Consider the following 20793-nt stretch of genomic DNA (forward strand, 5'->3'; position numbering starts at 1 on the left):
TAGCAAAGCACCACATGAAAACGTTTCCTTCGCAAACTGTAGCATTTCATTCATAACTTGTTTGGTCGATCAATGACACCCACACAAAATATAAAAGAAAAAAAATACCCACTCTAAATGAGTGGGTAAACATGTTGATACATCAACAAGAATTTAATTATTTAGCTAAAGCACCTTTAGCTTGGTCAGCTAATGCTGTAAATGCTGCTGCATCGTTAACTGCTAATTCAGCTAACATCTTACGGTTGATATCAATCTCTGCCAATTTCAAACCGTGCATTAATTTAGAATAGCTCAAGCCATTCATACGAGCCGCTGCATTGATACGAGCGATCCATAATTTACGGAAATCACGTTTCTTTTGACGACGATCTCTGTATGCATAACTATAAGATTTCATTACTTGTTCTTTTGCTGTTTTAAATAAAGTATGTTTTGATCCGTAATAGCCTTTCGCTAATTTAAGGATCTTTTTACGACGTTTACGGCTTACTACGCCACCTTTAACACGTGCCATGGTTAATTCCTCCTAAATATCTGTTATCTCTATGAGTTATTTTAATTGCTAGGTTAGTACAAGAATTTTTCAGCTTGCTTATTTCATTCTTGCTAATTGTTGACGAATACGTTTGAAATCGCCTGATGAAACCATTCCTGCTTTACGCAATTGACGACGTTGTTTTTTTGTTTTGCCGTGGAAACGGTGACTTGTAAACGCACGGAATCTTTTTAACCCGCCGTTACCAGTACGTTTGAAACGTTTTGCTGATCCGCGGTGTGTTTTTTGTTTTGGCATGACTAATTTTCCTCCTACATTTTCATTTCGCATACAGTTCAACTAAATTAGTTGAAAAAGTTGAACTAGCATCCTCAAAAATTTTCATTAACTAGTTATCAGCTTGTTAGCTTAATTTTCATTCTTCGGTGCCAGCGTTAGGAACATGCTGCGTCCGTCCATTTTCGCTTTTTGTTCCACTGTAGCAATATCTGCAGTTTCTTCCGCTAAGCGATCAAGAACTTTCTGACCAATTTCTTTATGGGTAATGGCACGGCCTTTGAAACGGATCGAAGCTTTCACTTTATCGCCTTTTTCTAAGAATTTACGTGCATTACGAAGTTTTGTATTGAAGTCATTTAAATCAATTGTTGGACTTAAACGTACTTCTTTTACGTTGATCACTTTTTGTTTCTTACGAGCTTCACGCTCTTTCTTTTGCGTTTCGAAACGGAATTTACCGTAATCCATAATTCGCGCAACAGGCGGTTTTGCAGTAGGCGCTACTAGAACTAAATCTAGATTGGCTGTTTCAGCAATTTGTAATGCTTCCACTTTTGTTTTTACACCTAGTTGTTCGCCATCTTGTCCGATCAAACGTAACTCGCGTGCACGAATGCCGTCGTTCACCATCATATCCTTTGCTATGGTCATTCACCTCCAAGTTTTTTAAGAGAAAATCGTTGCTGAAACTCTTATTCCAAAAGTCTGTTATCTTATATAAATACAATAAAAAACAGGCTCTGTATACAGATCCCGCGATTTTCGGACTCATATCGTTTGATATAAAGAATCCAATATCTAGCCCAGTGACATTGTCAGCTAAGGCGAGAAGCGGGTGCTTCTGCTTTCATTTCTCAACTTTAACAGTATACGATATTTATTAAGTCTTGTCAATGCTTTTTTTAAGTAAGACAGAAAACCGTGCGTTTTAAACACATCGGTTTCTGCCTCCATCATTATTTTTAGATTCCAAGTAGTTCTGCTATTTTCACAAGAACACCGTTCTCATCATTTGATAAGATAATTTCTTTAGCCGCTACTTTAACATTCGGTTGTCCATTACTCATGACATAACTGTACTCCGCGTGTTTCAACATCTCAAGATCATTACCACTATCACCAAAAGCTGCCACTTCATGATTTTTTATGCCCCATAACTCTTGTAATTTCAGCAATCCATGAGCTTTATGGATCCCTGGGATAATCAAGTCAACATCGCCATGCCCACTTGAGACAGGAATCACCTTATCGCCCAGGACCGCATGTAATTGCTCTAGTACTTCTGCTACTTGTTCAACAGGAAAACTTAAGGCAAACTTGAACAGCGTATCATCTTTGACTTCAAATAAATCTGGAACTTGTTTCAATCGATGATAATATTTTCTGCCATGCTCAATAAAGGATTCTGGTTCAGATTGGGAAACATACGCGCTATTTTTACCACAAAGAATCGTATGTCCTTGCTTGAACTCAGCTAAGATCGTTAGAACTTCATGTACAACCTCAGGATCGATTTCGCCTGTAAATATTTCGTTGCCCTCACTAACAACATAGGCACCGTTTTCTGCTACAAATGATAACTCCTTTTCAATTTCTGGGAAAAAGGATTTAAGTTGGTAATATTGATTTCCACTAGCCACAACAAAACGGATGCCTTGTTGTTTCATTACTTGATATAGTTCACTAAATGTTTCCCGATCATAGTCCTGCTGACTATTCAAAAATGTACCATCCATGTCTACCGCAATCATCTTTACTGTCATCTTTTTACTTCCTTTCTATCCTAGTAAGCCAAAATAATTTAACCCAAATCGAATGCCGTCATCCACGTGGGATTTTGTAATGTAATCCGCTTGCTCTTTCACGTAGTCAACCGCATTAGCCATAGCAATTGCAGTATCGGCTGCTTCAAACATCCCTATATCATTATTGCCATCACCAAATGCATATGTGGGCACATTAACCAAACCTAATGCTTTGACAACTTCTTTGATACCAGCTTGTTTCGATCGCTTTTTTAATACAACTGCCATTGAATAAGGACTATCTCTAAAAAAAGTAAATATTTCGGAAAATCGTTCTCTATATAATCGATCCTTATCCTCTTCCTCTGAGAAAAGATAAAGCATATAGATTTCCTTTTCTTTATAGAAGTCAGGCGCTATTTTTGGCAGTGGTGCATTGTCTATCTGATACAATTTTTTCATACTCTCATTTGTATAACTAGTCGCATATTCTTCTGCTGTATAGCAGGCTAAGGAATGAACGAATGTTTGAGAAAACGCCATCAATTCTTCAATCGCTTGAACGGGTATTGCGTGTTTGGAGACCACTTCATTTTCGACCACATTGTATTGTCCATTCAAACTTATATATGAATCAATTGGTGTTCCAGCAGTAATTTCTCGGATTTCCTTTGGAGAACGTCCGCTTGCAATCAAAGGTAATATATTGTTCCTTTTTAAATCGATCATCGCCTGACGGTTTTGCTTAGAAATTTTTGAATCCGTATCTAACAACGTACCATCTAAATCAAAAAAGACGAGTGCTTTATATTCTTTCATTATTTGCCTCCTCTTTGTTGTTTCGCCTATTAATATTGTACTATACTTTTTTGTCTATAGAACAAAAAACTTCGTTCTATTTTATTCAAGTAAATATATACTTAAATTTTTAGAACGAAGTTCAATTTTTATTGTTTATCAACTAATAATTAGTGAACTATTTCTATTCAACTAGAAATTTCCTAGAAAAAGATAAATGATCGACTAATCGCTATATCTACCTTATATGCCCTAGGCTATCCCTGTAGTCCCTACAGTTCTTCATTTTTTAACCATTTTTTGTATCTCTCAAACCTTTAATCAATACTTGAATACTGGCAGCAGTCTCAGGATCTTTCTGACCTTTTATTTCATTGATATCCTGAGTGAATATCTTGCTCAACGTATTATTATCTGAATGTTCAGAACTTTCTCCGCACGAAGTGACCTTCACTAATCTTTTGTTATACCAAGTCGCTTTATATTCAAGCTTTGAAACAAACAATGCCCATGATACATCCGAAATCCCTCTATGCAGTTTGTTATTTCTGAAAAAGTCGGCTTGATGAATATCTTCTATGCAAATCAAATCATATTTTCTAACAATTTCTGTAGTGATTTTATTCAGAAAATCAACGCGTTGATTCATTAATTTTTCCCGCATTTTTGCTACTTTTAATTTTTGTTTCTGATAGTTTTTTTGTTGGGAAAGCTCGTTCCCTTTTAATTTTGCAATTTCTTTTCGTCTTAATAATTTTCTTTCTTCTCTCGTGATCCGCTGTTCAAAGTCTTTCGTAAATTTATCATTATCGATACGTCTACCGTTTGATAATACAGCAAACTCTGAAGCCCCTAACGTTATTCCAACTGCCGAATATGTCTTCTCAACTGTTGGAATTTCCTCTTCACAGAGAATTGAAACAAAATACTTATTACTAGGAGTCAAAGAAATCGTCGCTGACTTTATTTTCCCCATTACTGGACGATGCATTTTTATTTTAATCAACGATTTCAGTTTAGGAACTTTTAAATATTTCTTATCAATAAGTTTGATTGTTCCACTTTGATTATTCGTTGTATAAGAACGAACAGCGTTTTTCTTTTGTTTTAACTTCGGAAAACCAACTGACTTTTCTCTATAAAATTTTTTAAAGGCTCGATCCAAGTAAACCTGTGCATTCGATAATGCTAAGCTATCCACTTCCCTTAAACAAGGATGCTCTTTTTTAAATTGAGCAGGTGTTGGTAACTTTACTTTTAAATCAGGGTTTTTTTTCAGTTCCTTATAAAGCTGAATTCTTTCCTGCAATAAAAGATTATGCACAAGCCGAACACAAGAAAATGTTTTTTTTATGAACTCTTCTTGTAATGCAGTAGGGTAAAGTCTGTATTTATAAGCCTTCAATACCTTCATTTGAATCCCACCCTACCAATAAAAAGCTGAACGGGCTCGTTCAGCACCGACTGAAAAATAGGAAAATACGATTGAGACGTTTTTTGTCTCACTCTTATTTTATCTTTTTTCCGAGGTGCTAGCCCGTGAAGCTAGATTGAATAAAAAGCTGAATGAGCTCGTTCAGCCTTGACTGAAAAATAGGAAAATATGAAGGTGGCGCTTTTCACCACAATCAGATTTTATCTTTTTTCCGAAAGGCTAGCTCATGAAGCTTTTCCAAAATGATTACGTCACAAAGAAAAATCATTCATTCATCTTAGGTTTAAAAATGCTAGCTAAGAAAAAATTTTCTTAGCTAGTATTCTCTTTCCAAAACGACTACTCGTGATTCGCTCTGGCTTTTTTCTCTTCAATTTTTTTACGGTAAACATCCACTTCATCTTCAGAACAATACACATAATGTTCTGGTGTGATTTCTCTTAGTTTACGTTCTTTATTGTCTTCTGGCTGTGGTTTATAAACGATACGTTTACGCGTCCGTTCATAATCTGGATCTGGTAACGGGATAGCAGATAATAAACTTTCAGTATACGGATGTACACCAAAGTTATACACATCATCACTTGAACCCATTTCCAACAGTCTACCACTATGCATCACACCAATACGGTCACTGATATGTTTTACCATTGATAAATCATGGGCAATAAACAAGTAAGTCAGGCCTGCATCTTTTTGTAAGTCTTGTAATAAATTAACTACTTGCGCTTGGATCGATACATCCAATGCTGAAATCGGCTCATCACAAATGATAAAACGAGGATCAACAGCTAACGCTCTGGCAATTCCGATACGTTGACGTTGACCACCTGAAAATTCATGTGGGTAACGTGTACCATGACTCGGATCAAGACCAACGACTTTTAATAATTCATTGACTTTAGCTTCACGTTCGACGCTATCTTTCGCCAAGTGATTAATGTCGATTCCTTCAGCAATAATATCGTTGACTTTCATTCTTGGGTTCAATGACGCATATGGATCTTGGAAGATCATTTGCACTTCACGACGGAAAGCTTGCATCGCTGATTTTGAACGAATCTTACTAATATCATCACCATTAAAAACGATTTCTCCTGCAGTCGGATCGTACAAACGAATCACACTACGACCGGTTGTTGATTTACCACTACCAGATTCTCCAACCAATCCGAAGGTTTCGCCTTCGTAGATATGAAAACTGATATCGTCAACTGCTCTAACTTCATCAGGACGTCCAACGTTAAAATATTGTTTTAATCCTTTAACATCTAAAAGTACTTTTCTTTTTTCACTCATTATTTAACGCCTCCTGCAGTCGTATTATGGCGCTCAGCGTAAATCGCCCAACGTCTTACAATCTCAGCTGGAGGAGTGATTTTTGGCGCTTGCGGTGCTAGTAACCACGTTGCAGCTTTATGAGTTGGTGATACTTCAAAATACGGCGGTGCTTCTTCTGCGTCGATTTTCATTGCAAACTCATTACGCGGATAAAAAGCATCTCCTTTTGGCGGATCTAGCAAATCAGGAGGTGAACCAGGAATCGCATATAGCTTATCTTCGGTTCCTTCCATTGTTGGCATTGAGCCAAGTAAGCCCCATGTATATGGATGTTGCGGGTTGTAGAAGATTTCTTCTGATGTTCCCACTTCAACTAAACGTCCACCATACATAACAGCTACACGATCAGCAACGTTCGCTACCACACCTAAATCATGGGTGATAAAAATGATCGATGTGCTGATTTTTTGTTGTAAATCTTTCAATAGTTCTAAAATTTGCGCTTGAATCGTAACATCCAAAGCAGTCGTTGGTTCATCAGCAATCAGAACTTCTGGATAACAAATCAAAGCAATCGCGATCACGATACGTTGACGTTGTCCGCCTGAGAATTGGTGAGGGTAATTTTTCAAACGTTTTTCGGCGTTTGGAATCCCTACTAATTTCAATAGTTCTAACGCTTGATCCAAGCCTTCTTTTTTAGAAACTTTATTGTGTTTGATCAACGATTCCGCAACTTGTTTGCCGATCGGCATCGTTGGGTCCAATGATGTCATTGGGTCTTGGAAAATCATTGCAATTTCTTTCCCACGAATGGTTTGCATTTGTTTTTCCGTTTTGTGTACGATATCTTCACCTTTAAACAGAATTTCTCCGTTATCGATGTTTGCATTGCTGCTTAATAATCGCATGATACTTCTTGTAGTTACTGATTTACCACTACCAGATTCCCCTACGATTGCAAGAGTTTCCCCTTTGAACAGCTCAAAGCTCACACCACGAATAGCATTTACTTTTCCAGCAAACGTATCAAAAGAAATCTGTAAGTCTTTTACTTCTAATACTTTTTCCATAGTCATTCACTCTACTCTTTCATCTTAGGATCGAAGGCATCACGTAGTCCGTCAGCTAACAAGTTGAAACAAATCATTACGACTGACAAAGTTACGGCAGGAATCCACATCAAATATGGAAGGAAACGGAACGTTTTATATCCTTCATTTAATAATGTTCCAAGTGAAGCGGTCGGCGGTCTTAATCCTAAACCGATGAAACTTAGAAACGCTTCGAAGAAAATTGCCGACGGAATACTGAACATCATTTGAACGATGATCACACTTGAGATATTCGGCAAAATATGTTTTACGGCGATCTTCAAACGAGATTCACCTAATGTTTGGGCAGCTAAAACGAACTCTTGATCTTTTAGTTTCAAGGTCTGAGCCCGAACGATTCTGGCCATTGAAATCCAGTTAGTAATAACCATCGCTAACACGATTGATAAAATACCTGGATCAAAAACAGTCAGCATCAAGATCATCACAACAAGGTTAGGAATTCCAGAAAGAACTTCTAAGACACGTTGCATCACTGTATCCACACGTCCACCTAATAAACCTGAAATCAAACCATACGTTACACCGATCGTAATATCAAGCAATGCTGCGATAAATGCGATCAATAATGAGATACGCGTTCCCATGAATAAGCGGCTTAATACATCACGACCTAGTCCATCAGTTCCAAGATAAAAGTTTACATTATCAGGGACATTTGCTTGTGCGTATTTGTCTACCATTTTACCAGCAACATTTGCTGTACCGTTAAATCCATTGATACTATCTAAAAATGGAATACGCGGTGGTAAGTTGATGTATGCTACATTTTGTTGTGTTGGGTCATGAGGTGAGACCCAAATAGTGATAATTGAAATAAAGATGATGATTCCGAGTAAAATCAAGGAAATCACAGCTGCTTTATTTTTTTTCAAACGACGCCAAGAATCTTGTAAAAAGCTCAATGACGGTGTTGCAATTCGTTCACGTTCCTTTGTTGTTGATGTATCCAAAGGTTGGAATTCTTTTGCAGGTATTTCTTTGATTTTCTCTGGGACATTGTTTAAGTCAACTGTTTCCATTAACCTTTGGCACCTCCTGAAACACGAATTCTTGGATCGATCAATCCGTAAAGTAAATCAACGATCAAGATTACAAATACTAACAAAGCAGAATATAAAATCGTCACTGCCATAATTGTTGGATAGTCATTCGTCATGATTGATTTTACGAACTGCTCCCCAATACCTGGGATAGCAAAAATATTTTCAACAACTAAAGATCCTGTCATCAACCCAACAGCTAACGGGCCGAGTAATGTGATCAGAGGAATCAAACTGTTTCTAAGTCCGTGTCTCACAGCCACTTGCCAACGGCTCAAACCTTTGGCACGAGCTAACTCTACATAGTCACTATGTAAAACTTCAACCATTTCGGTTCGTATAAATCTGGCGGAATCGGCCATTGGGCTCATAGCTAATGCTATTGTTGGCAAAATCGTATAAGCAAAACCATTCCACATTGCAATTGGCAACACTTTTAATTTCATAGCGAAGATATACTGTAATAACACCGCAAAAACAAAGTTAGGAATTGAACGTCCTAAAATTGCCATCAACGTCGCCAGTGTATCTACCCATGTATTTTGGCGCATCGCTGCAATGATTCCTAGTAAAATACCGACTAGTGTACCAAAGATGATAGCTTGTGCACCTAATTGGACTGATGGTCCGATACGACCTGCTAAAAGTTTTGCTACAGGTTGGTTTTTAAATTGGAATGAAATACCAAAGTCACCAACTAGCAGATTTTTTAAGTAAATTCCATATTGAACGATCACGGGTTTATCTAAACCAGATTGCTTATTCAACATAGCAATTGTTTCTGGACTAAGTTTTTCTTGGTTGGTATAAGGAGTACCTGGTAATAATTGCATTAAGAAAAACGTAATCGTTGCGATCAGCCACAATGTGATGATCATAAAAAAGACCCGTTTAAGAAAATATTTTCCAAAACTGTTCAAGAATGACACCTCCGAGATTATTTTGACTTCATCAGTTTTTTTCGATAAAGTAAGGATAGAAAATTAAGTAAGGATGAGCACATGAAAAACTTTAAATGGCCCTTGATTACCTCAGCGGTCTCAAGCATCGGTATTTTCACTTACCTATTGGTAAAACAGTCACTGACTATCCGTTCTATATCTGATACCTTTTTTATCGTTTCATTATTCTTTCTGATTATCGGCTTAGCCTTATGGATCATGTCCTCAGGATTTTTTGATAATTTCCAACGTTTTATGAAAATGCATTTTCGTTTTAAAAAGAAAAATGAACCGAAAGAATTCATTCCATTTTCAGAAATCGGCAAAGCTCATCAGCTTTACTGGCTTGAAACTGGGGGTATTTTACTGATCGTCTCTATTGTTTCTTTATTATTTTACTTTTTATGAGCAAAGATAGCAAGAGGACCGTTGCCTTTTTATTCAAAGAGGGCAAAGGTCCTTTTTGCTATTGACAGCTATTTCAAACTATTCTGAAATATATGTCCATTTATAATCGTATTGCGCACCCGCTGGATGGAAACCAACATCTTTAACTTTTTCAGCACGTAAGTGTGCTTCAGCTTTTTGATAAAGAGGAATTACACCCATGTCACCCATGATTGTTTTCTCTGCATCAACCATATTTTCCCAACGTTTTTCAGGATCATTAGCATTTGTTGTTGCTGCAGCTTTTACTAATTTATCGTATTCAGGGTTGCTGTAGTGTCCACGGTTATATGGAACGCCTGTTTGGAATAGATCTAAGAAGCTACTTGGATCTACATAGTCAGCTCCCCAGCCACCGATAACAGCTTTAAAGTCACCTTTGTTAGAGCGATCTAAACGAACAGCAAATGGTACTGGACTTACTGTTACTTTAGTTCCTTCTAAGTTTTCTTGAATTGCACCTTGAATATATTCAACTGTTTTCTTAGAAGAATCGGCATCAGAAGACAAGATATCAATATCTAATGTCTTAATTCCTAACTCTTTCTTCGCTTTTTCCCAATGTTCTTTTGCTTTTTCTTTGTCAAAAGTAATCTTATCTTCAGCCGCTTCAGTGAAGTCTTCTTTTCCGTCTGGAGATTTAGACATATCTGCTGGAACTAAGCCTTTAGGCTCAACTGAACCGTCACCTAAGATTTTTTCAACTAAAGACTTACGGTCGATTGAATAAGAAATTGCTTTTCTTAAGTTTTCATTTCTATATGGTGAATTTTCATCGATTTGATTTAATTCCATATATTGAGTTGACGCTTCTTTTTGGATCACAAGTGTTGGGTCATTCGCTGCTTGTTGCGCTAATTCACCAGTTAATGTTACGTCATCTGCTTGTCCATCTTGGAATAAGTTATATGAAGTTGGTGCTTCTTTCACAACATTCGTTTTTACTTCATCCAATTTTACAGAATCTGCATCCCAATATTCTTTATTTTTCTTATATGACCATTCAGTATCCGTTCCGGCACCATCAAATCCATCTAAGACAAATGGTCCATTATAGACTGAGTTATCACTATTTGCAGCATAGTCTTTACCGTATTTTTCCACGATATCTTTTCTTTGCGGGAAGAATGATGGGAAAGCTAATAGATAATCAAAATATGGTGTTGCTTTTTCTAATGTGATTTCTAATTCATAATCACCAACCGCTTTGATTCCTAGTTCTGCTTTATCTTTCTTACCAGCTGCGATATCTGCACCATTTTTCACAGATTCGTAAAGGTAGGCATATTCTGAAGCTGTCGCTGGATCAACTGTACGTTGCCATCCATAGACATAGTCTTCTGCTTTTACAGGTTTTCCGTCTGACCATTTAGATTTTTCGTTTAGTTTGACTTTATAAGTAATGCCATCCTCACTGACCTCAGCTTTTTCAGCAGCTCCTGCAGGTTCTGGCTTATTATCTAAATTCAAACGATAGATTCCTTCATACACATTGTTTAAAGCAGTAAAGCTGATAACGTCTGTCGCTACTGATAAATCAGCACTTGGCATTTCTTGTAAAACATTGACACGGAATACTTGCTCTCCGCTAGGTTTTCCACCAGCTTCTTTTGAGTTGCCTGTATCGTCTGTTTTTCCGCCGCCGTTACCGCACGCTGCGAGTGTTAAACTAAATAAAGTGATGAATCCAAAAGCAAATGACTTCTTTAACTTCATTCTTTTTTCCTCCCTAAATGACCCTAAGTATTTTCTGAAAAATCAGAATTTAATAATTATTTATTGTACTGAGGTATAGTTTACAATTTTTAAATTAAAAAATCAAGAATAATCTTATTTTTTTTTAATACGCACATCATTAAATTATCTCTTCATTAGAAGCCATTTCTTAGAAATGCCGTTAAAAAGCGATTGTCTTCTTATAAAAAAGTATGTTAGATTAGTAATGGGAGAAACATATTAGGGTACCAATTAATATTTTTTATTCAAGGTACTATCAAAATCCATTACTTTGAAGAATAGTTGCCCTATTTCATATTAAGAGATAAGGAGTGATTAGATGCATCGTTCATCTTTTTTAAAAGAATTAACCACGTTTCATCAACCTAAAAAAGCACCTTTTCGCTTGATTGGTGCCGGCATTTGTATGGCAGTGCCACTATTCATTGGTTATTTTTCAAATAACTTATTGATTGGTAGTTTCGGCTCACTGGGAATTTTTACTTTCCTTTATTACCAAACTCTTCCATTAAAGGAACTGTTGATCCGTTTAAGTTCTGTTGGCGGATTTTTACTTTTCGGAAATTTAGTGGGCGTCTTGAGTACTCATATTCCTTGGATGATTCCGATTGCTATTGCTATAATTGCATTTTTTGCCAGAATTATTTTCAGGTTATACAGAATTGCTAAGCCGGGGGCTTTTTTTATTGTCATGGTAACCGCAATGGGAAGCGGAACAAAGATCCCTTTAGATAAAGTTCCAATTATGATGAGTTATGTTTTGTTAGGGATTTTGACTTCTCTTGTTGTCGCAGTTTTCTTATATTATATTGAAGGGGAAACTGTTACACCCTCAAAAAAAATTTCATTACAAGAACGTCTATATACAGATCCAGCGGCGCTTCTTGATGCTCTGCATTATGCGGCTATTTTATTTTTAGCAACCTATATCAGCCAATCTTTACAATTGACTAATGCTTATTGGATGATCGTTTCATGTGCAGCTGTTTTGCAAGGAGATAATTTACGGGCAATCATGCACCGCAACATTCAGAGGATTTTAGGAACAATGATCGGTTTATTGATTGCAGCTCTTTTATTGAGCATTTCATTTTCTTCTTTAGAAACCATTTTTCTGATCTGTTTTTTCTTTGTAACGGTAGAATTCTTCATTAAACGAAACTATACGATCGCAAATTTCTTTACAACACCTATGTCTTTGTTACTCGCTAATTTGGCTCGCCATCAATATTTAGTAAGCTTGCTGAACTATCGTTTGATTGGTATCGTTTTAGGTAGCCTGTTAGGTTTATTAGGAGCCTATGTATTAACAATGTGTTTAAAATTTTATAATCGTGCCTATCAACTAAATGAAAATTTAGATAAAGAAACAGAATAGTTCGAATATATTTATTAGGAGGTTTTATTCATGAAAATCAAAAAGCCAATAGCCCCTTTGCTACCTACGCTTACTGAAACTGACTTTATTTCTATAGATGATGAAATCATCATCGAAGGCCTATCTGTTAAAGAACAAGATTTGAGTTACCAGGATGTTCGCAATTTAGTTTTCAGAGAGTGCCGCTTTGAAAAACTGACTATGAATCGAAATCATTTAGAACGTTTTGAATGTAGTAATGTAGTCTTTGACCATTGCGACCTTTCAAATACGGAATGGATCGGTGCTAGTTTTCATCAAGTTCATTTTCGTCAATGTAAGTTAACGGGTACGAACTTTGCTGAAAGTTATTTACGGGATTGTCTTTTTGAAGATTGTTTAGCAGACTATACATCTTTCAGCGCTACCAATCAAAAAGTGGTTCAATTTAAACAAACAAGCCTAGCTGATACAGAGTTTGTAGAGGTCACTTGGAGTAATATGATATTTAACAACTGTTCATTAACTGGAAGTAACTGGTTCCATACCAAACTGGCAGGACTGGATTTAACAAAAAGCACCTTTGAAAAAATCGCTTTTTCTCAAGAATTGCTCAAAGGACTAAAAGTAACACAAGAACAAGCAATTACAATTGCAGCAGGTTTAGGCTTATTGATTGAAGACTGAGTGAAAAGAAAGACTGGAGCTTTAGATTGGTATTTTTTCTCTAGTCTTTCTTTTTTTGCTTACAGTGATATTAATAAGAAATTAATTTTTTCCTTAATATAGAAACTAAAAATTTTACTTCATAAGCTTTTTTGGTAAACTAGTGTAGGTTGAGAGCAGTTCTCAGCATAAGAGTATTTCTTCTGGTACTAGAAAAGAAGCTTCTTCATGAAGCACTATTTAAATTGATTGATTGTTTTTGTTCTATTATTAACTTATGAAGATGTTGGTTTGATCACTATTTCAAGTGTTTTGCTAGCAGGAATCGCTTGTGGTAATCTTAATAGGACATGTGTCGTTTTATGTATTCAGGTCACATCTTGAATCTTTACACAGCTGATATTTCAAATAAAAGGACTGTTTATTAAAATGAATATAGAAAAAATCGGCCATGGGCAAGCCTCTGGAAAAATTATATTGATGGGAGAGCATTCTGTCGTTTATGGTGAACCAGCAATTGCTTTTCCGTTCCAAGAGACTTTCGTTTCAACAAAGGTTGAACCTGATACTACAATGACTATAGATTGTCATTATTTTTCAGGAAAACTGTCAGAAGTTCCTCTACAATTAAAAAGTATCAAAGAAGCCATCACCCAAACCTTGGTGACACTTCAGCAAGAAGATGCAACTTTAAAAATCACTATCACCAGCACGATTCCCTCAGAGCGTGGTATGGGTTCCAGTGCTGCAACTGCTGTCGCTATCGTTCGTGGGTTATTTGATTATTTTAACACTCTTTGTACACCAGACATATTACTCGACTTAGTCAATCGTGCAGAAAAAATCGCGCATGGCAATCCTAGCGGAATCGATGCAGCAGCTACCAGTGGACATGAACCACTCTTTTTCATAAAAGGTCATCCATTAGAAACGTTCCCTATGAATGTTTCCAATGCTTTTTTGATCGTTGCTGATACAGGTATCAAAGGACAAACAAGAGCAGCGGTTCGCGATGTTGCTCATCTTTTTGAACAAGACAAACAAGCAGTCTCACAGCATATCACTGAGCTAGGCCGCTTGACTAAACTGGCCAAAAAGGTTATTTTAGCAGATGATGTTCTTACATTAGGAAACGTTATGAATCAAGCACAAGAACAACTTAAAGCATTGACCGTTAGCAACGACCAATTAGATGAATTAGTCGCTGCAGCGTTAAAAAACGGCGCTTTAGGAGCAAAATTAACAGGTGGCGGCCGCGGCGGTTGTATGATCGCTTTAGCTGATTCTAAGACACAAGCGGAAAAAATCGCTGCAGCCTTAGAAGAAACTGGAGCAAAAGCCACTTGGATCCAATCTTTAGGAGTGAAAAATTAATGTACGCTGGAAAAGCTCGAGCCTATACAAACATTGCGCTAATTAAATACTGGGGAAAAAAAGATGAACAACTAATACTCCCTATGAATAGCAGTCTTTCTTTAACATTAGATGCCTTTTATACTGAAACGACTGTCCATTTTGATGAAAGCTACACTGAAGATACGTTCTGTTTAGATGGAGAAAAACAAGATCCTAAACAAACAGCAAAAATTTCTAACTTTTTAGATCTTGTTCGCAAACAGCAAAATCTATCTCTATTCGCCAAAGTCGATAGTCAAAACTTTGTCCCTACGGCAGCAGGTCTTGCTTCTTCTGCAAGCGGTTTGGCTGCTTTGGCTGGCGCTTGTAGTCAAGCATTAAATTTACAGTTGACTGAAACTGAGCTATCACGCTTAGCTCGCCGCGGTTCAGGTTCTGCCTGCCGTAGTATTTTCGGCGGATTTGCTGAATGGCAAAAAGGCGACTCTGATCAAACTTCTTTTGCCCAAACGATTCCTTCCAATAATTGGGAAGATGATTTAGCCATGTTATTCGTGTTAGTGGATGATGGTATAAAAGATATTTCGAGTCGAGATGGCATGAAGAGAACTGTTGAAACCTCCAGTTTTTATTCCGGTTGGTTAGAAAATGTCGAACCTGATTTAGCAGCGGCTAAACAAGCCATCAGAGAGAAAGATTTTACTAAACTTGGAGAAATCACTGAGGCAAACGGATTACGTATGCATGGTACAACACTTGCTGCAGTTCCTCCATTCACTTACTGGTCACCTGAAAGCTTGAACGTTATGCAATTAGTACGTGCGGCACGAAAACAAGGTCTGCCTTGTTACTTTACAATGGATGCTGGACCGAATGTTAAAATTTTAGTCGAAAAGAAAAATCTGACTACTTTAAAGAATTTTTTAGCGGATCATTTGTCTGAAGAAAAGCTGATTACAGCGTACGCAGGTCCAGGAATTACCTTGATGCCTGTAGAAAGGTCGGAAGAATTATGATAGAAGTTTCCACACCTGGCAAATTGTTTATTGCTGGTGAATATGCGGTTGTCGAACCTGGACATCCAGCTATTATCGTGGCAGTGGATCAATTTGTGACGGTTACCTTAGAGTCAGCAGAAAATGTTGGTAGTATACAATCTGCTCAATACAGTTCCCTACCTGTACGTTGGACAAGAAGAAATAACGAGCTTGTGTTAGATATTCGTGAAAATCCTTTTCATTACGTACTAGCAGCTATTCGTTTGACGGAAAAATATGCCCAAGAACAACATCAAGAACTATCTTTTTATCATTTAAAAGTAACAAGTGAACTGGATAACTCAAATGGTCGAAAATACGGTTTAGGATCTAGCGGAGCTGTGACTGTGGCGACCGTCAAAGCGTTAAGTCTCTTTTATGGTTTAGAATTAACTGAAGAAGAAATTTTTAAGCTTTCTGCACTGGCTCACTTAGAAGTGCAAGGAAACGGTTCTTGTGGAGATATCGCAGCTAGTTGTTACGGCGGCTGGATCGCCTTTTCAACCTTTGACCACCAATGGGTCAACGACCAAGCTCAAAAACAAACATTGACTGAACTACTTCAAGCAACATGGCCCAAGTTAATGATCCAACCACTGACTGTTCCTAAAAAATTACGTCTATTGATTGGCTGGACAGGAAGCCCTGCCTCTACCTCTGATTTAGTAGATCAAGTCAATCAATCAAAAGAAATACAAGAAACGGCCTATCAACAATTTCTGGATGATAGCAAAGCTTGCGTTGAAACCATGATCGCAGGCTTCAACTCAGAAAATATCTCTTTGATTCAAGCACAAATACGTAAGAATCGAAAATTACTCCAACAATTAACATCGATCACAGGGGTTACGATCGAAACTCCTGCTCTAAAAAAATTATGTAATTTAGCCCAAACTTGCGGTGGTGCTGCGAAATCATCTGGTGCAGGTGGTGGCGATTGCGGAATTGTCTTATTCAAACAAAAATCTGGTATTTTGCCTCTAATGAGCTCTTGGGAAAAAGAAGGCATCACGCCTTTACCATTACATGTATATTTTTACGGAAAGCAGGAAAAAAATGAACCGAAAAGATGAGCATATCTCTTTGGCGAAAGCCTTTCATAAAGAAAAAGCGAATGACTTTGATCAAATTCGTTTTGTCCATCACTCATTTTCGGAAATAGCAATGGATGACGTCGATATTTCAACGTCTTTTCTTGATTTTTCCTTAAAGCAACCCTTTTATATCAATGCGATGACAGGTGGTAGTGAAAGAGCGAAAGACATCAATCAACAGTTAGGAATTATCGCTAGAGAAACTGGTGTGATGGTAGCGACAGGTTCAGTCAATGCGGCATTAAAAGAGCCTGACCTAGCAGATACGTATCAAATCATGCGCAAAGAAAATCCTGATGGCGTGATTTTAGCTAACATCGGCGCAGGGCTTTCTTTAGAAGAAGCCAAAAGAGCTGTTGATCTTTTTCATGCTGATGGATTGCAAATCCATGCAAATGTTCCGCAAGAGTTAGTAATGCCTGAAGGGGATCGAAATTTTCATGGTTGGCTAGATAATATTGAAGATATTGTTTCCCATCTGACTGTTCCAGTTATTGTAAAAGAAGTTGGATTTGGCATGAGTAGTGAAACGATTGAACAATTAATCTTGCGTGGTGTAAAAGCGGTCGATGTCAGCGGTCAAGGTGGAACTAGCTTTACACAAATCGAAAATGCACGTCGCAAAAAACGAGAGTTAGGCTTTTTAGCTGATTGGGGACAATCCACTGTTCTTTCACTTTTAGAATCATCGAATTGGCAACGTGACTTAACTATTTTAGCCTCTGGCGGTGTTCGTCAGTCGTTGGATATTGTCAAAGCACTTAGTTTAGGTGCTAAAAGTGTTGGTGTTGCAGGAACCATTTTAAATCAACTGATGACAAACAGTGTAGATGAAACAATCGAACTTGTTCAACAATGGGAAAATGAGCTTAAAATAATGTATACATTGCTTGGGAAGAAAACAACTACTGAACTGGCAACAACAGATATTATTTTTTCTAGCGAGATCATTCATTGGTGCGAAAGTCGCGGAATTGCTTATCAGCCGTTTGCTAAGAGAAGTAAATAAACAAAAAACTGTATAAGCAGGTAGTCTATCGGACCTGCTTATACAGTTTTTTTGTTGAAAAAGTTCTTCTTTTTTAATCAAGTTATTTTAATACAATGTTTTCTTTAACATGTATAGATGGTGTTCGTGAAATAGTTTTTCCTCTACGATTTCCAAACCATTTCTCCAAACAAATGAATAGCGTTTCAAAATCGTTTTAGTTTTAGAAAAAGAACTTACTTGATTTTCTTCGTTTACCCTTCATACGCTTTTCTCAATGCCGCTATATCAATCCGTTTCATTTTATACAATTCCTGCATCACGCGATAGGCCCTATCAGGATCAGAATTATCAAATAATTTATCCATATCCTTTGTAACAGTTTGCCAACACACGCCATATTCATCTTCCATCCAACCGCAGGGCCATTCTTTTCCTTTAGCAGTGACCGCATCCCATAAGCGATCGATCTCTGCTTGGTCTTTACAATAAACATAAAACGAAGTAGCCATCGTAAAGGTAAAATCATGTGCCTCACCACTATCCATCACCCGAAATGGCTGTCCATGCATTGTAAATAGAGCTTGTGCAACAGTTCCATCTGGATTTTTTTGGACATATTCTACCTGACCTTCACCAAAAATCTCGATCCATTGGTTCATTGCCTCTTCTGCTTTTCCAAACTGCTCTCCAACAAACAAGAAGCTCGGTGCAATAGTTTGCGGTGTTTCAGATAAGACTAGTTGCCATGAAACACCATACTGGTCTTTTAACCACCCATATTTCTTGCTGAAAGGATAAGACCCAAATTCCATCAAAACTTCACCATTATGACTTAATGTTTCCCACAACTTGTCGATTTGCGCTTCCGTCTCACATTCTACAAAAAATGAAATTGCAGGTGTAAAATTAAATTCCGGACCACCATTCAGCAAAATCACTTCCTGTCCTGCAAGTGTCAATGAGATTGTCAGAACTGACCCTTTCGGTTGATGTTCGCTATCTACATAATAGTCAACTTTATTGATTTTTCCTTGCTCAAAGGCGTTCACATAAAACTCAGCAGCTTCTTCTACTTTTCCGTCAAACCATAAACATGGAGAAAATTTGGACATTTTTGATCATCCTTTCTTAAATGGCATTACTTACTAAAGACAACTCTCATACTCTAGTTCCATTATATACAGCAAATGATTTATTTGAAAAAGCAACGCTCTTGATCATGCCGGTCCTAAGAGTTCATCCCAATTTGTTCCGACTACCTCAAATCCTAACTGCTCATATATTATTTCTGCTGGCATATTGCCTGGTGTTACGACCAAGTAGACTTCTTGATACATTGAATCACAAAAAGAGTCTAACATTTTCCTTAATAAATTTTTCCCAAGCCCTCGTCCTCTGTCCCTAGGATCAACCGCAACATAGATAACTAAAGGAATACCTCGAAACAACGCAACAACTGTACTGGCAATAATTTTTCCCTCTTCTTCAATATAAAAAGAATGCTCTTCCATAATTGGTCCATATTTTCCTTGAAAAGCTTCTTTAACCTCAATTAACCAATCGGTCAAAGTCTCCCCTTCATCATCGATCGTTCCTTTAAATGCTTCTAAAAAGTGTTGAGCAAAATATTGATTCAATTCAAACTTATTCTCAGGACAATTTAAGAAGTTATAGGCTGAAATAGTGACTATTTCTTGCTTCTCAACTTTTTTACACATAATCGCTCGTTCACTCATACTATTTTTTCTCCTATCCAACTCAACTAACTTAGCCTTTAAAATTATACAGCGGACGAATCACTTCTTGAATTTCCATCGTATCTTTTACATCTTCCATTAATTGTTTCATTGGTTTATATGCTTTTGGTGCTTCATCAATCGTTTTCTTTGAAACCGAAGTCGTCCAAACGTGTTTCATGGCATGTTGATAACTTTCAAGACTGATTTTTGCTTTCGCTTGGGAGCGACTGAGTAATCTTCCAGCACCATGAGGACCCGATTGATTCCAATCTTGATTCCCTTTGCCTGTTGCTAGAATACTACCGTCTTTCATATTTAAAGGTACAATGATTTTTTCACCAAGTTTAGCAGAAACTGCCCCTTTTCTTAAAAGATTATTTTCTAAATCAATATAATTATGAGGACAATCGAATGATTCTATGACAGCCTTTTTCCACTTCATTCCTTTAAGTATCGTGTCAGCCATGATTTTGCGATTCATAGCTGCATATTCTTGAGCGGTTTTCATATCTTCTAGGTATCTAGTCAGATTATCCTCCGTTACATAGGATAGCTCATAAGGAATTTTCACTGCTTCTCGTGCTGCTTGTAACGCTTTTACTTGTTCTGTCTCTCCGTTTTCTTTGGCGCGTGTTGCAGCTATTTTTAATGTTTTTCTTTGTTGAGCTAACGCTTGATACGCTATTTCTTGATGGTACTCAGCAATCTCTTTGCCTAAAATGCGGCTGCCGCTATGAATCACTAAATACAGACCGTCTGTTCCTTCATTGATTTCGATAAAATGATTGCCTCCACCAAGTGTACCTAAACTTCTTAATGCCCACCCTTTATGAATAGTCGCATGAATGTTGCCTAGTTCAAATTCATGTTGGCTTTTATCATGTGACTGAGACCCACTAGGGATTCTTGTACGAATGATTCGATCTAATTTATCAAAATTTGTTTTGATCGATTTTTTTAGTTTCACCACATGTAACCCACAGCCGATATCTACACCCACTAAATTAGGTACTACCTTGTTAGTGATCGTCATAGTTGTGCCAATTACACATCCTGATCCGCTGTGAGTATCCGGCATGATTTTGATCTGACTTTCTTTAGCAAATTCTTGATTACATAAAGACATGATTTGTCCGATCGTACTATCATCTAACATGTCTGTATATACTTGTGCTTCGTTATATTTTCCGTTGATTGTTAACATTCTGATTCCTCGTTCTTTTTTTATTCGGA

The 20793-nt window shown here is 37.2% G+C and carries 21 protein-coding genes; 7 read left to right on the forward strand and 14 right to left on the reverse strand.

The window, feature by feature from the left end; genetic code table 11:
- Nucleotides 1-157: 157 nt before the first annotated feature.
- From rplT to opp1B, 10 genes are all read right to left on the reverse strand, one after another.
- Nucleotides 158-517, reverse strand: a complete 360-nt coding sequence (rplT, locus tag AC4BB7_RS14150) for a 50S ribosomal protein L20 (protein WP_069639337.1) — start codon at nt 515-517, stop codon at nt 158-160.
- Nucleotides 518-595: 78 nt separating this feature from the next.
- The gene (gene rpmI, locus AC4BB7_RS14155; RefSeq protein ID WP_010762697.1) at nt 596-796 is read right to left on the reverse strand and encodes a 50S ribosomal protein L35; all 201 of its coding nucleotides are present in this window, start codon (nt 794-796) and stop codon (nt 596-598) included.
- Between the two features lie 111 nt (nt 797-907).
- Nucleotides 908-1429 (reverse strand): translation initiation factor IF-3, encoded by a 522-nt coding sequence (infC, locus tag AC4BB7_RS14160; RefSeq protein ID WP_010762696.1) that lies wholly within the window; start codon nt 1427-1429, stop codon nt 908-910.
- 311 nt (nt 1430-1740) lie between these two features.
- Entirely contained in the window at nt 1741-2541 is an 801-nt protein-coding gene (locus AC4BB7_RS14165) for a Cof-type HAD-IIB family hydrolase (protein WP_490483457.1), read from the reverse strand.
- A gap of 15 nt (nt 2542-2556) precedes the next feature.
- Entirely contained in the window at nt 2557-3342 is a 786-nt protein-coding gene (locus AC4BB7_RS14170) for a Cof-type HAD-IIB family hydrolase (protein ID WP_490483458.1), read from the reverse strand.
- A gap of 268 nt (nt 3343-3610) precedes the next feature.
- On the reverse strand, nt 3611-4735 hold the full coding sequence (locus AC4BB7_RS14175; protein WP_490483459.1) for an RNA-guided endonuclease TnpB family protein: 1125 nt from the start codon (nt 4733-4735) through the stop codon (nt 3611-3613).
- Nucleotides 4736-5095: 360 nt separating this feature from the next.
- A complete protein-coding gene (locus tag AC4BB7_RS14180; RefSeq protein ID WP_490483460.1) occupies nt 5096-6055 on the reverse strand; it encodes an ABC transporter ATP-binding protein in 960 nt (319 codons plus the stop codon).
- A complete protein-coding gene (gene opp1D, locus AC4BB7_RS14185; RefSeq protein WP_010771135.1) occupies nt 6055-7116 on the reverse strand; it encodes an oligopeptide ABC transporter ATP-binding protein Opp1D in 1062 nt (353 codons plus the stop codon). The genes AC4BB7_RS14180 and opp1D overlap by 1 nt, the downstream gene beginning before the upstream one ends.
- A 5-nt stretch (nt 7117-7121) precedes the next feature.
- The gene (gene opp3C / locus AC4BB7_RS14190; RefSeq protein WP_086314123.1) at nt 7122-8174 is read right to left on the reverse strand and encodes an oligopeptide ABC transporter permease; all 1053 of its coding nucleotides are present in this window, start codon (nt 8172-8174) and stop codon (nt 7122-7124) included.
- The gene (gene opp1B / locus AC4BB7_RS14195) at nt 8174-9115 is read right to left on the reverse strand and encodes an oligopeptide ABC transporter permease Opp1B (protein ID WP_010771133.1); all 942 of its coding nucleotides are present in this window, start codon (nt 9113-9115) and stop codon (nt 8174-8176) included. The genes opp3C and opp1B overlap by 1 nt, the downstream gene beginning before the upstream one ends.
- Nucleotides 9116-9196: 81 nt before the next feature.
- Between opp1B and AC4BB7_RS14200 the strand changes: the two genes are divergently transcribed.
- Nucleotides 9197-9544, forward strand: coding sequence for a DUF3899 domain-containing protein (locus tag AC4BB7_RS14200; RefSeq protein WP_086314124.1), 348 nt, complete (start codon nt 9197-9199; stop codon nt 9542-9544).
- 78 nt (nt 9545-9622) lie between these two features.
- Here the strand turns inward: AC4BB7_RS14200 and AC4BB7_RS14205 are convergent, their stop codons facing one another.
- The gene (locus AC4BB7_RS14205; protein ID WP_490483461.1) at nt 9623-11299 is read right to left on the reverse strand and encodes a peptide ABC transporter substrate-binding protein; all 1677 of its coding nucleotides are present in this window, start codon (nt 11297-11299) and stop codon (nt 9623-9625) included.
- A gap of 340 nt (nt 11300-11639) precedes the next feature.
- On the opposite strand from AC4BB7_RS14205, the gene AC4BB7_RS14210 reads away from it, so the two are divergent.
- The 6 genes from AC4BB7_RS14210 (at nt 11640) to fni (ending at nt 17839) form a co-directional block, all read left to right on the forward strand.
- The gene (locus tag AC4BB7_RS14210; protein ID WP_086314126.1) at nt 11640-12698 is read left to right on the forward strand and encodes an FUSC family protein; all 1059 of its coding nucleotides are present in this window, start codon (nt 11640-11642) and stop codon (nt 12696-12698) included.
- A 30-nt stretch (nt 12699-12728) separates the two neighbouring features.
- Nucleotides 12729-13364, forward strand: coding sequence for a pentapeptide repeat-containing protein (locus tag AC4BB7_RS14215; protein WP_490483462.1), 636 nt, complete (start codon nt 12729-12731; stop codon nt 13362-13364).
- Nucleotides 13365-13772: 408 nt separating this feature from the next.
- The gene (mvk, locus tag AC4BB7_RS14220; protein ID WP_490483463.1) at nt 13773-14717 is read left to right on the forward strand and encodes a mevalonate kinase; all 945 of its coding nucleotides are present in this window, start codon (nt 13773-13775) and stop codon (nt 14715-14717) included.
- The gene (mvaD, locus tag AC4BB7_RS14225) at nt 14717-15715 is read left to right on the forward strand and encodes a diphosphomevalonate decarboxylase (protein WP_490483464.1); all 999 of its coding nucleotides are present in this window, start codon (nt 14717-14719) and stop codon (nt 15713-15715) included. Before mvk ends, mvaD begins: the two co-directional genes overlap by 1 nt.
- Nucleotides 15712-16809 carry a phosphomevalonate kinase gene (locus AC4BB7_RS14230; protein ID WP_086314130.1) on the forward strand — a complete coding sequence of 366 codons (1098 nt, stop codon included), beginning with the start codon at nt 15712-15714 and terminating at the stop codon, nt 16807-16809. The genes mvaD and AC4BB7_RS14230 overlap by 4 nt, the downstream gene beginning before the upstream one ends.
- The gene (fni, locus tag AC4BB7_RS14235; RefSeq protein ID WP_490483465.1) at nt 16793-17839 is read left to right on the forward strand and encodes a type 2 isopentenyl-diphosphate Delta-isomerase; all 1047 of its coding nucleotides are present in this window, start codon (nt 16793-16795) and stop codon (nt 17837-17839) included. Before AC4BB7_RS14230 ends, fni begins: the two co-directional genes overlap by 17 nt.
- 233 nt (nt 17840-18072) lie before the next feature.
- Here fni and AC4BB7_RS14240 read toward each other — a convergent pair whose 3' ends face one another.
- From AC4BB7_RS14240 to AC4BB7_RS14250, 3 genes are all read right to left on the reverse strand, one after another.
- The gene (locus AC4BB7_RS14240) at nt 18073-18933 is read right to left on the reverse strand and encodes a VOC family protein (protein ID WP_490483466.1); all 861 of its coding nucleotides are present in this window, start codon (nt 18931-18933) and stop codon (nt 18073-18075) included.
- Between the two features lie 105 nt (nt 18934-19038).
- Complete coding sequence (locus AC4BB7_RS14245; protein WP_490483467.1) at nt 19039-19557, reverse strand: GNAT family N-acetyltransferase; 519 nt, start codon at nt 19555-19557, stop codon at nt 19039-19041.
- A 31-nt stretch (nt 19558-19588) separates the two neighbouring features.
- Nucleotides 19589-20764 (reverse strand): RtcB family protein, encoded by a 1176-nt coding sequence (locus AC4BB7_RS14250; RefSeq protein WP_490483468.1) that lies wholly within the window; start codon nt 20762-20764, stop codon nt 19589-19591.
- Nucleotides 20765-20793 lie beyond the last annotated feature (29 nt).

It is taken from the genome of Enterococcus sp. AAFC-DPL-5182, assembly GCF_058216605.1.

What these genes read in the sequence shown, in the direction of transcription:
- rplT (WP_069639337.1), bottom strand. Translation starts at nt 517, where the DNA reads ATGGCACGTGTTAAAGGTGGCGTAGTAAGCCGTAAACGTCGTAAAAAG.
- rpmI (WP_010762697.1), bottom strand. Translation starts at nt 796, where the DNA reads ATGCCAAAACAAAAAACACACCGCGGATCAGCAAAACGTTTCAAACGT.
- infC (WP_010762696.1), bottom strand. Translation starts at nt 1,429, where the DNA reads ATGACCATAGCAAAGGATATGATGGTGAACGACGGCATTCGTGCACGC.
- AC4BB7_RS14165 (WP_490483457.1), bottom strand. Translation starts at nt 2,541, where the DNA reads ATGACAGTAAAGATGATTGCGGTAGACATGGATGGTACATTTTTGAAT.
- AC4BB7_RS14170 (WP_490483458.1), bottom strand. Translation starts at nt 3,342, where the DNA reads ATGAAAGAATATAAAGCACTCGTCTTTTTTGATTTAGATGGTACGTTG.
- AC4BB7_RS14175 (WP_490483459.1), bottom strand. Translation starts at nt 4,735, where the DNA reads ATGAAGGTATTGAAGGCTTATAAATACAGACTTTACCCTACTGCATTA.
- AC4BB7_RS14180 (WP_490483460.1), bottom strand. Translation starts at nt 6,055, where the DNA reads ATGAGTGAAAAAAGAAAAGTACTTTTAGATGTTAAAGGATTAAAACAA.
- opp1D (WP_010771135.1), bottom strand. Translation starts at nt 7,116, where the DNA reads ATGACTATGGAAAAAGTATTAGAAGTAAAAGACTTACAGATTTCTTTT.
- opp3C (WP_086314123.1), bottom strand. Translation starts at nt 8,174, where the DNA reads ATGGAAACAGTTGACTTAAACAATGTCCCAGAGAAAATCAAAGAAATA.
- AC4BB7_RS14200 (WP_086314124.1), top strand. Translation starts at nt 9,197, where the DNA reads ATGAAAAACTTTAAATGGCCCTTGATTACCTCAGCGGTCTCAAGCATC.
- AC4BB7_RS14205 (WP_490483461.1), bottom strand. Translation starts at nt 11,299, where the DNA reads ATGAAGTTAAAGAAGTCATTTGCTTTTGGATTCATCACTTTATTTAGT.
- AC4BB7_RS14210 (WP_086314126.1), top strand. Translation starts at nt 11,640, where the DNA reads ATGCATCGTTCATCTTTTTTAAAAGAATTAACCACGTTTCATCAACCT.
- AC4BB7_RS14215 (WP_490483462.1), top strand. Translation starts at nt 12,729, where the DNA reads ATGAAAATCAAAAAGCCAATAGCCCCTTTGCTACCTACGCTTACTGAA.
- mvk (WP_490483463.1), top strand. Translation starts at nt 13,773, where the DNA reads ATGAATATAGAAAAAATCGGCCATGGGCAAGCCTCTGGAAAAATTATA.
- mvaD (WP_490483464.1), top strand. Translation starts at nt 14,717, where the DNA reads ATGTACGCTGGAAAAGCTCGAGCCTATACAAACATTGCGCTAATTAAA.
- AC4BB7_RS14230 (WP_086314130.1), top strand. Translation starts at nt 15,712, where the DNA reads ATGATAGAAGTTTCCACACCTGGCAAATTGTTTATTGCTGGTGAATAT.
- fni (WP_490483465.1), top strand. Translation starts at nt 16,793, where the DNA reads ATGAACCGAAAAGATGAGCATATCTCTTTGGCGAAAGCCTTTCATAAA.
- AC4BB7_RS14240 (WP_490483466.1), bottom strand. Translation starts at nt 18,933, where the DNA reads ATGTCCAAATTTTCTCCATGTTTATGGTTTGACGGAAAAGTAGAAGAA.
- AC4BB7_RS14245 (WP_490483467.1), bottom strand. Translation starts at nt 19,557, where the DNA reads ATGAGTGAACGAGCGATTATGTGTAAAAAAGTTGAGAAGCAAGAAATA.
- AC4BB7_RS14250 (WP_490483468.1), bottom strand. Translation starts at nt 20,764, where the DNA reads ATGTTAACAATCAACGGAAAATATAACGAAGCACAAGTATATACAGAC.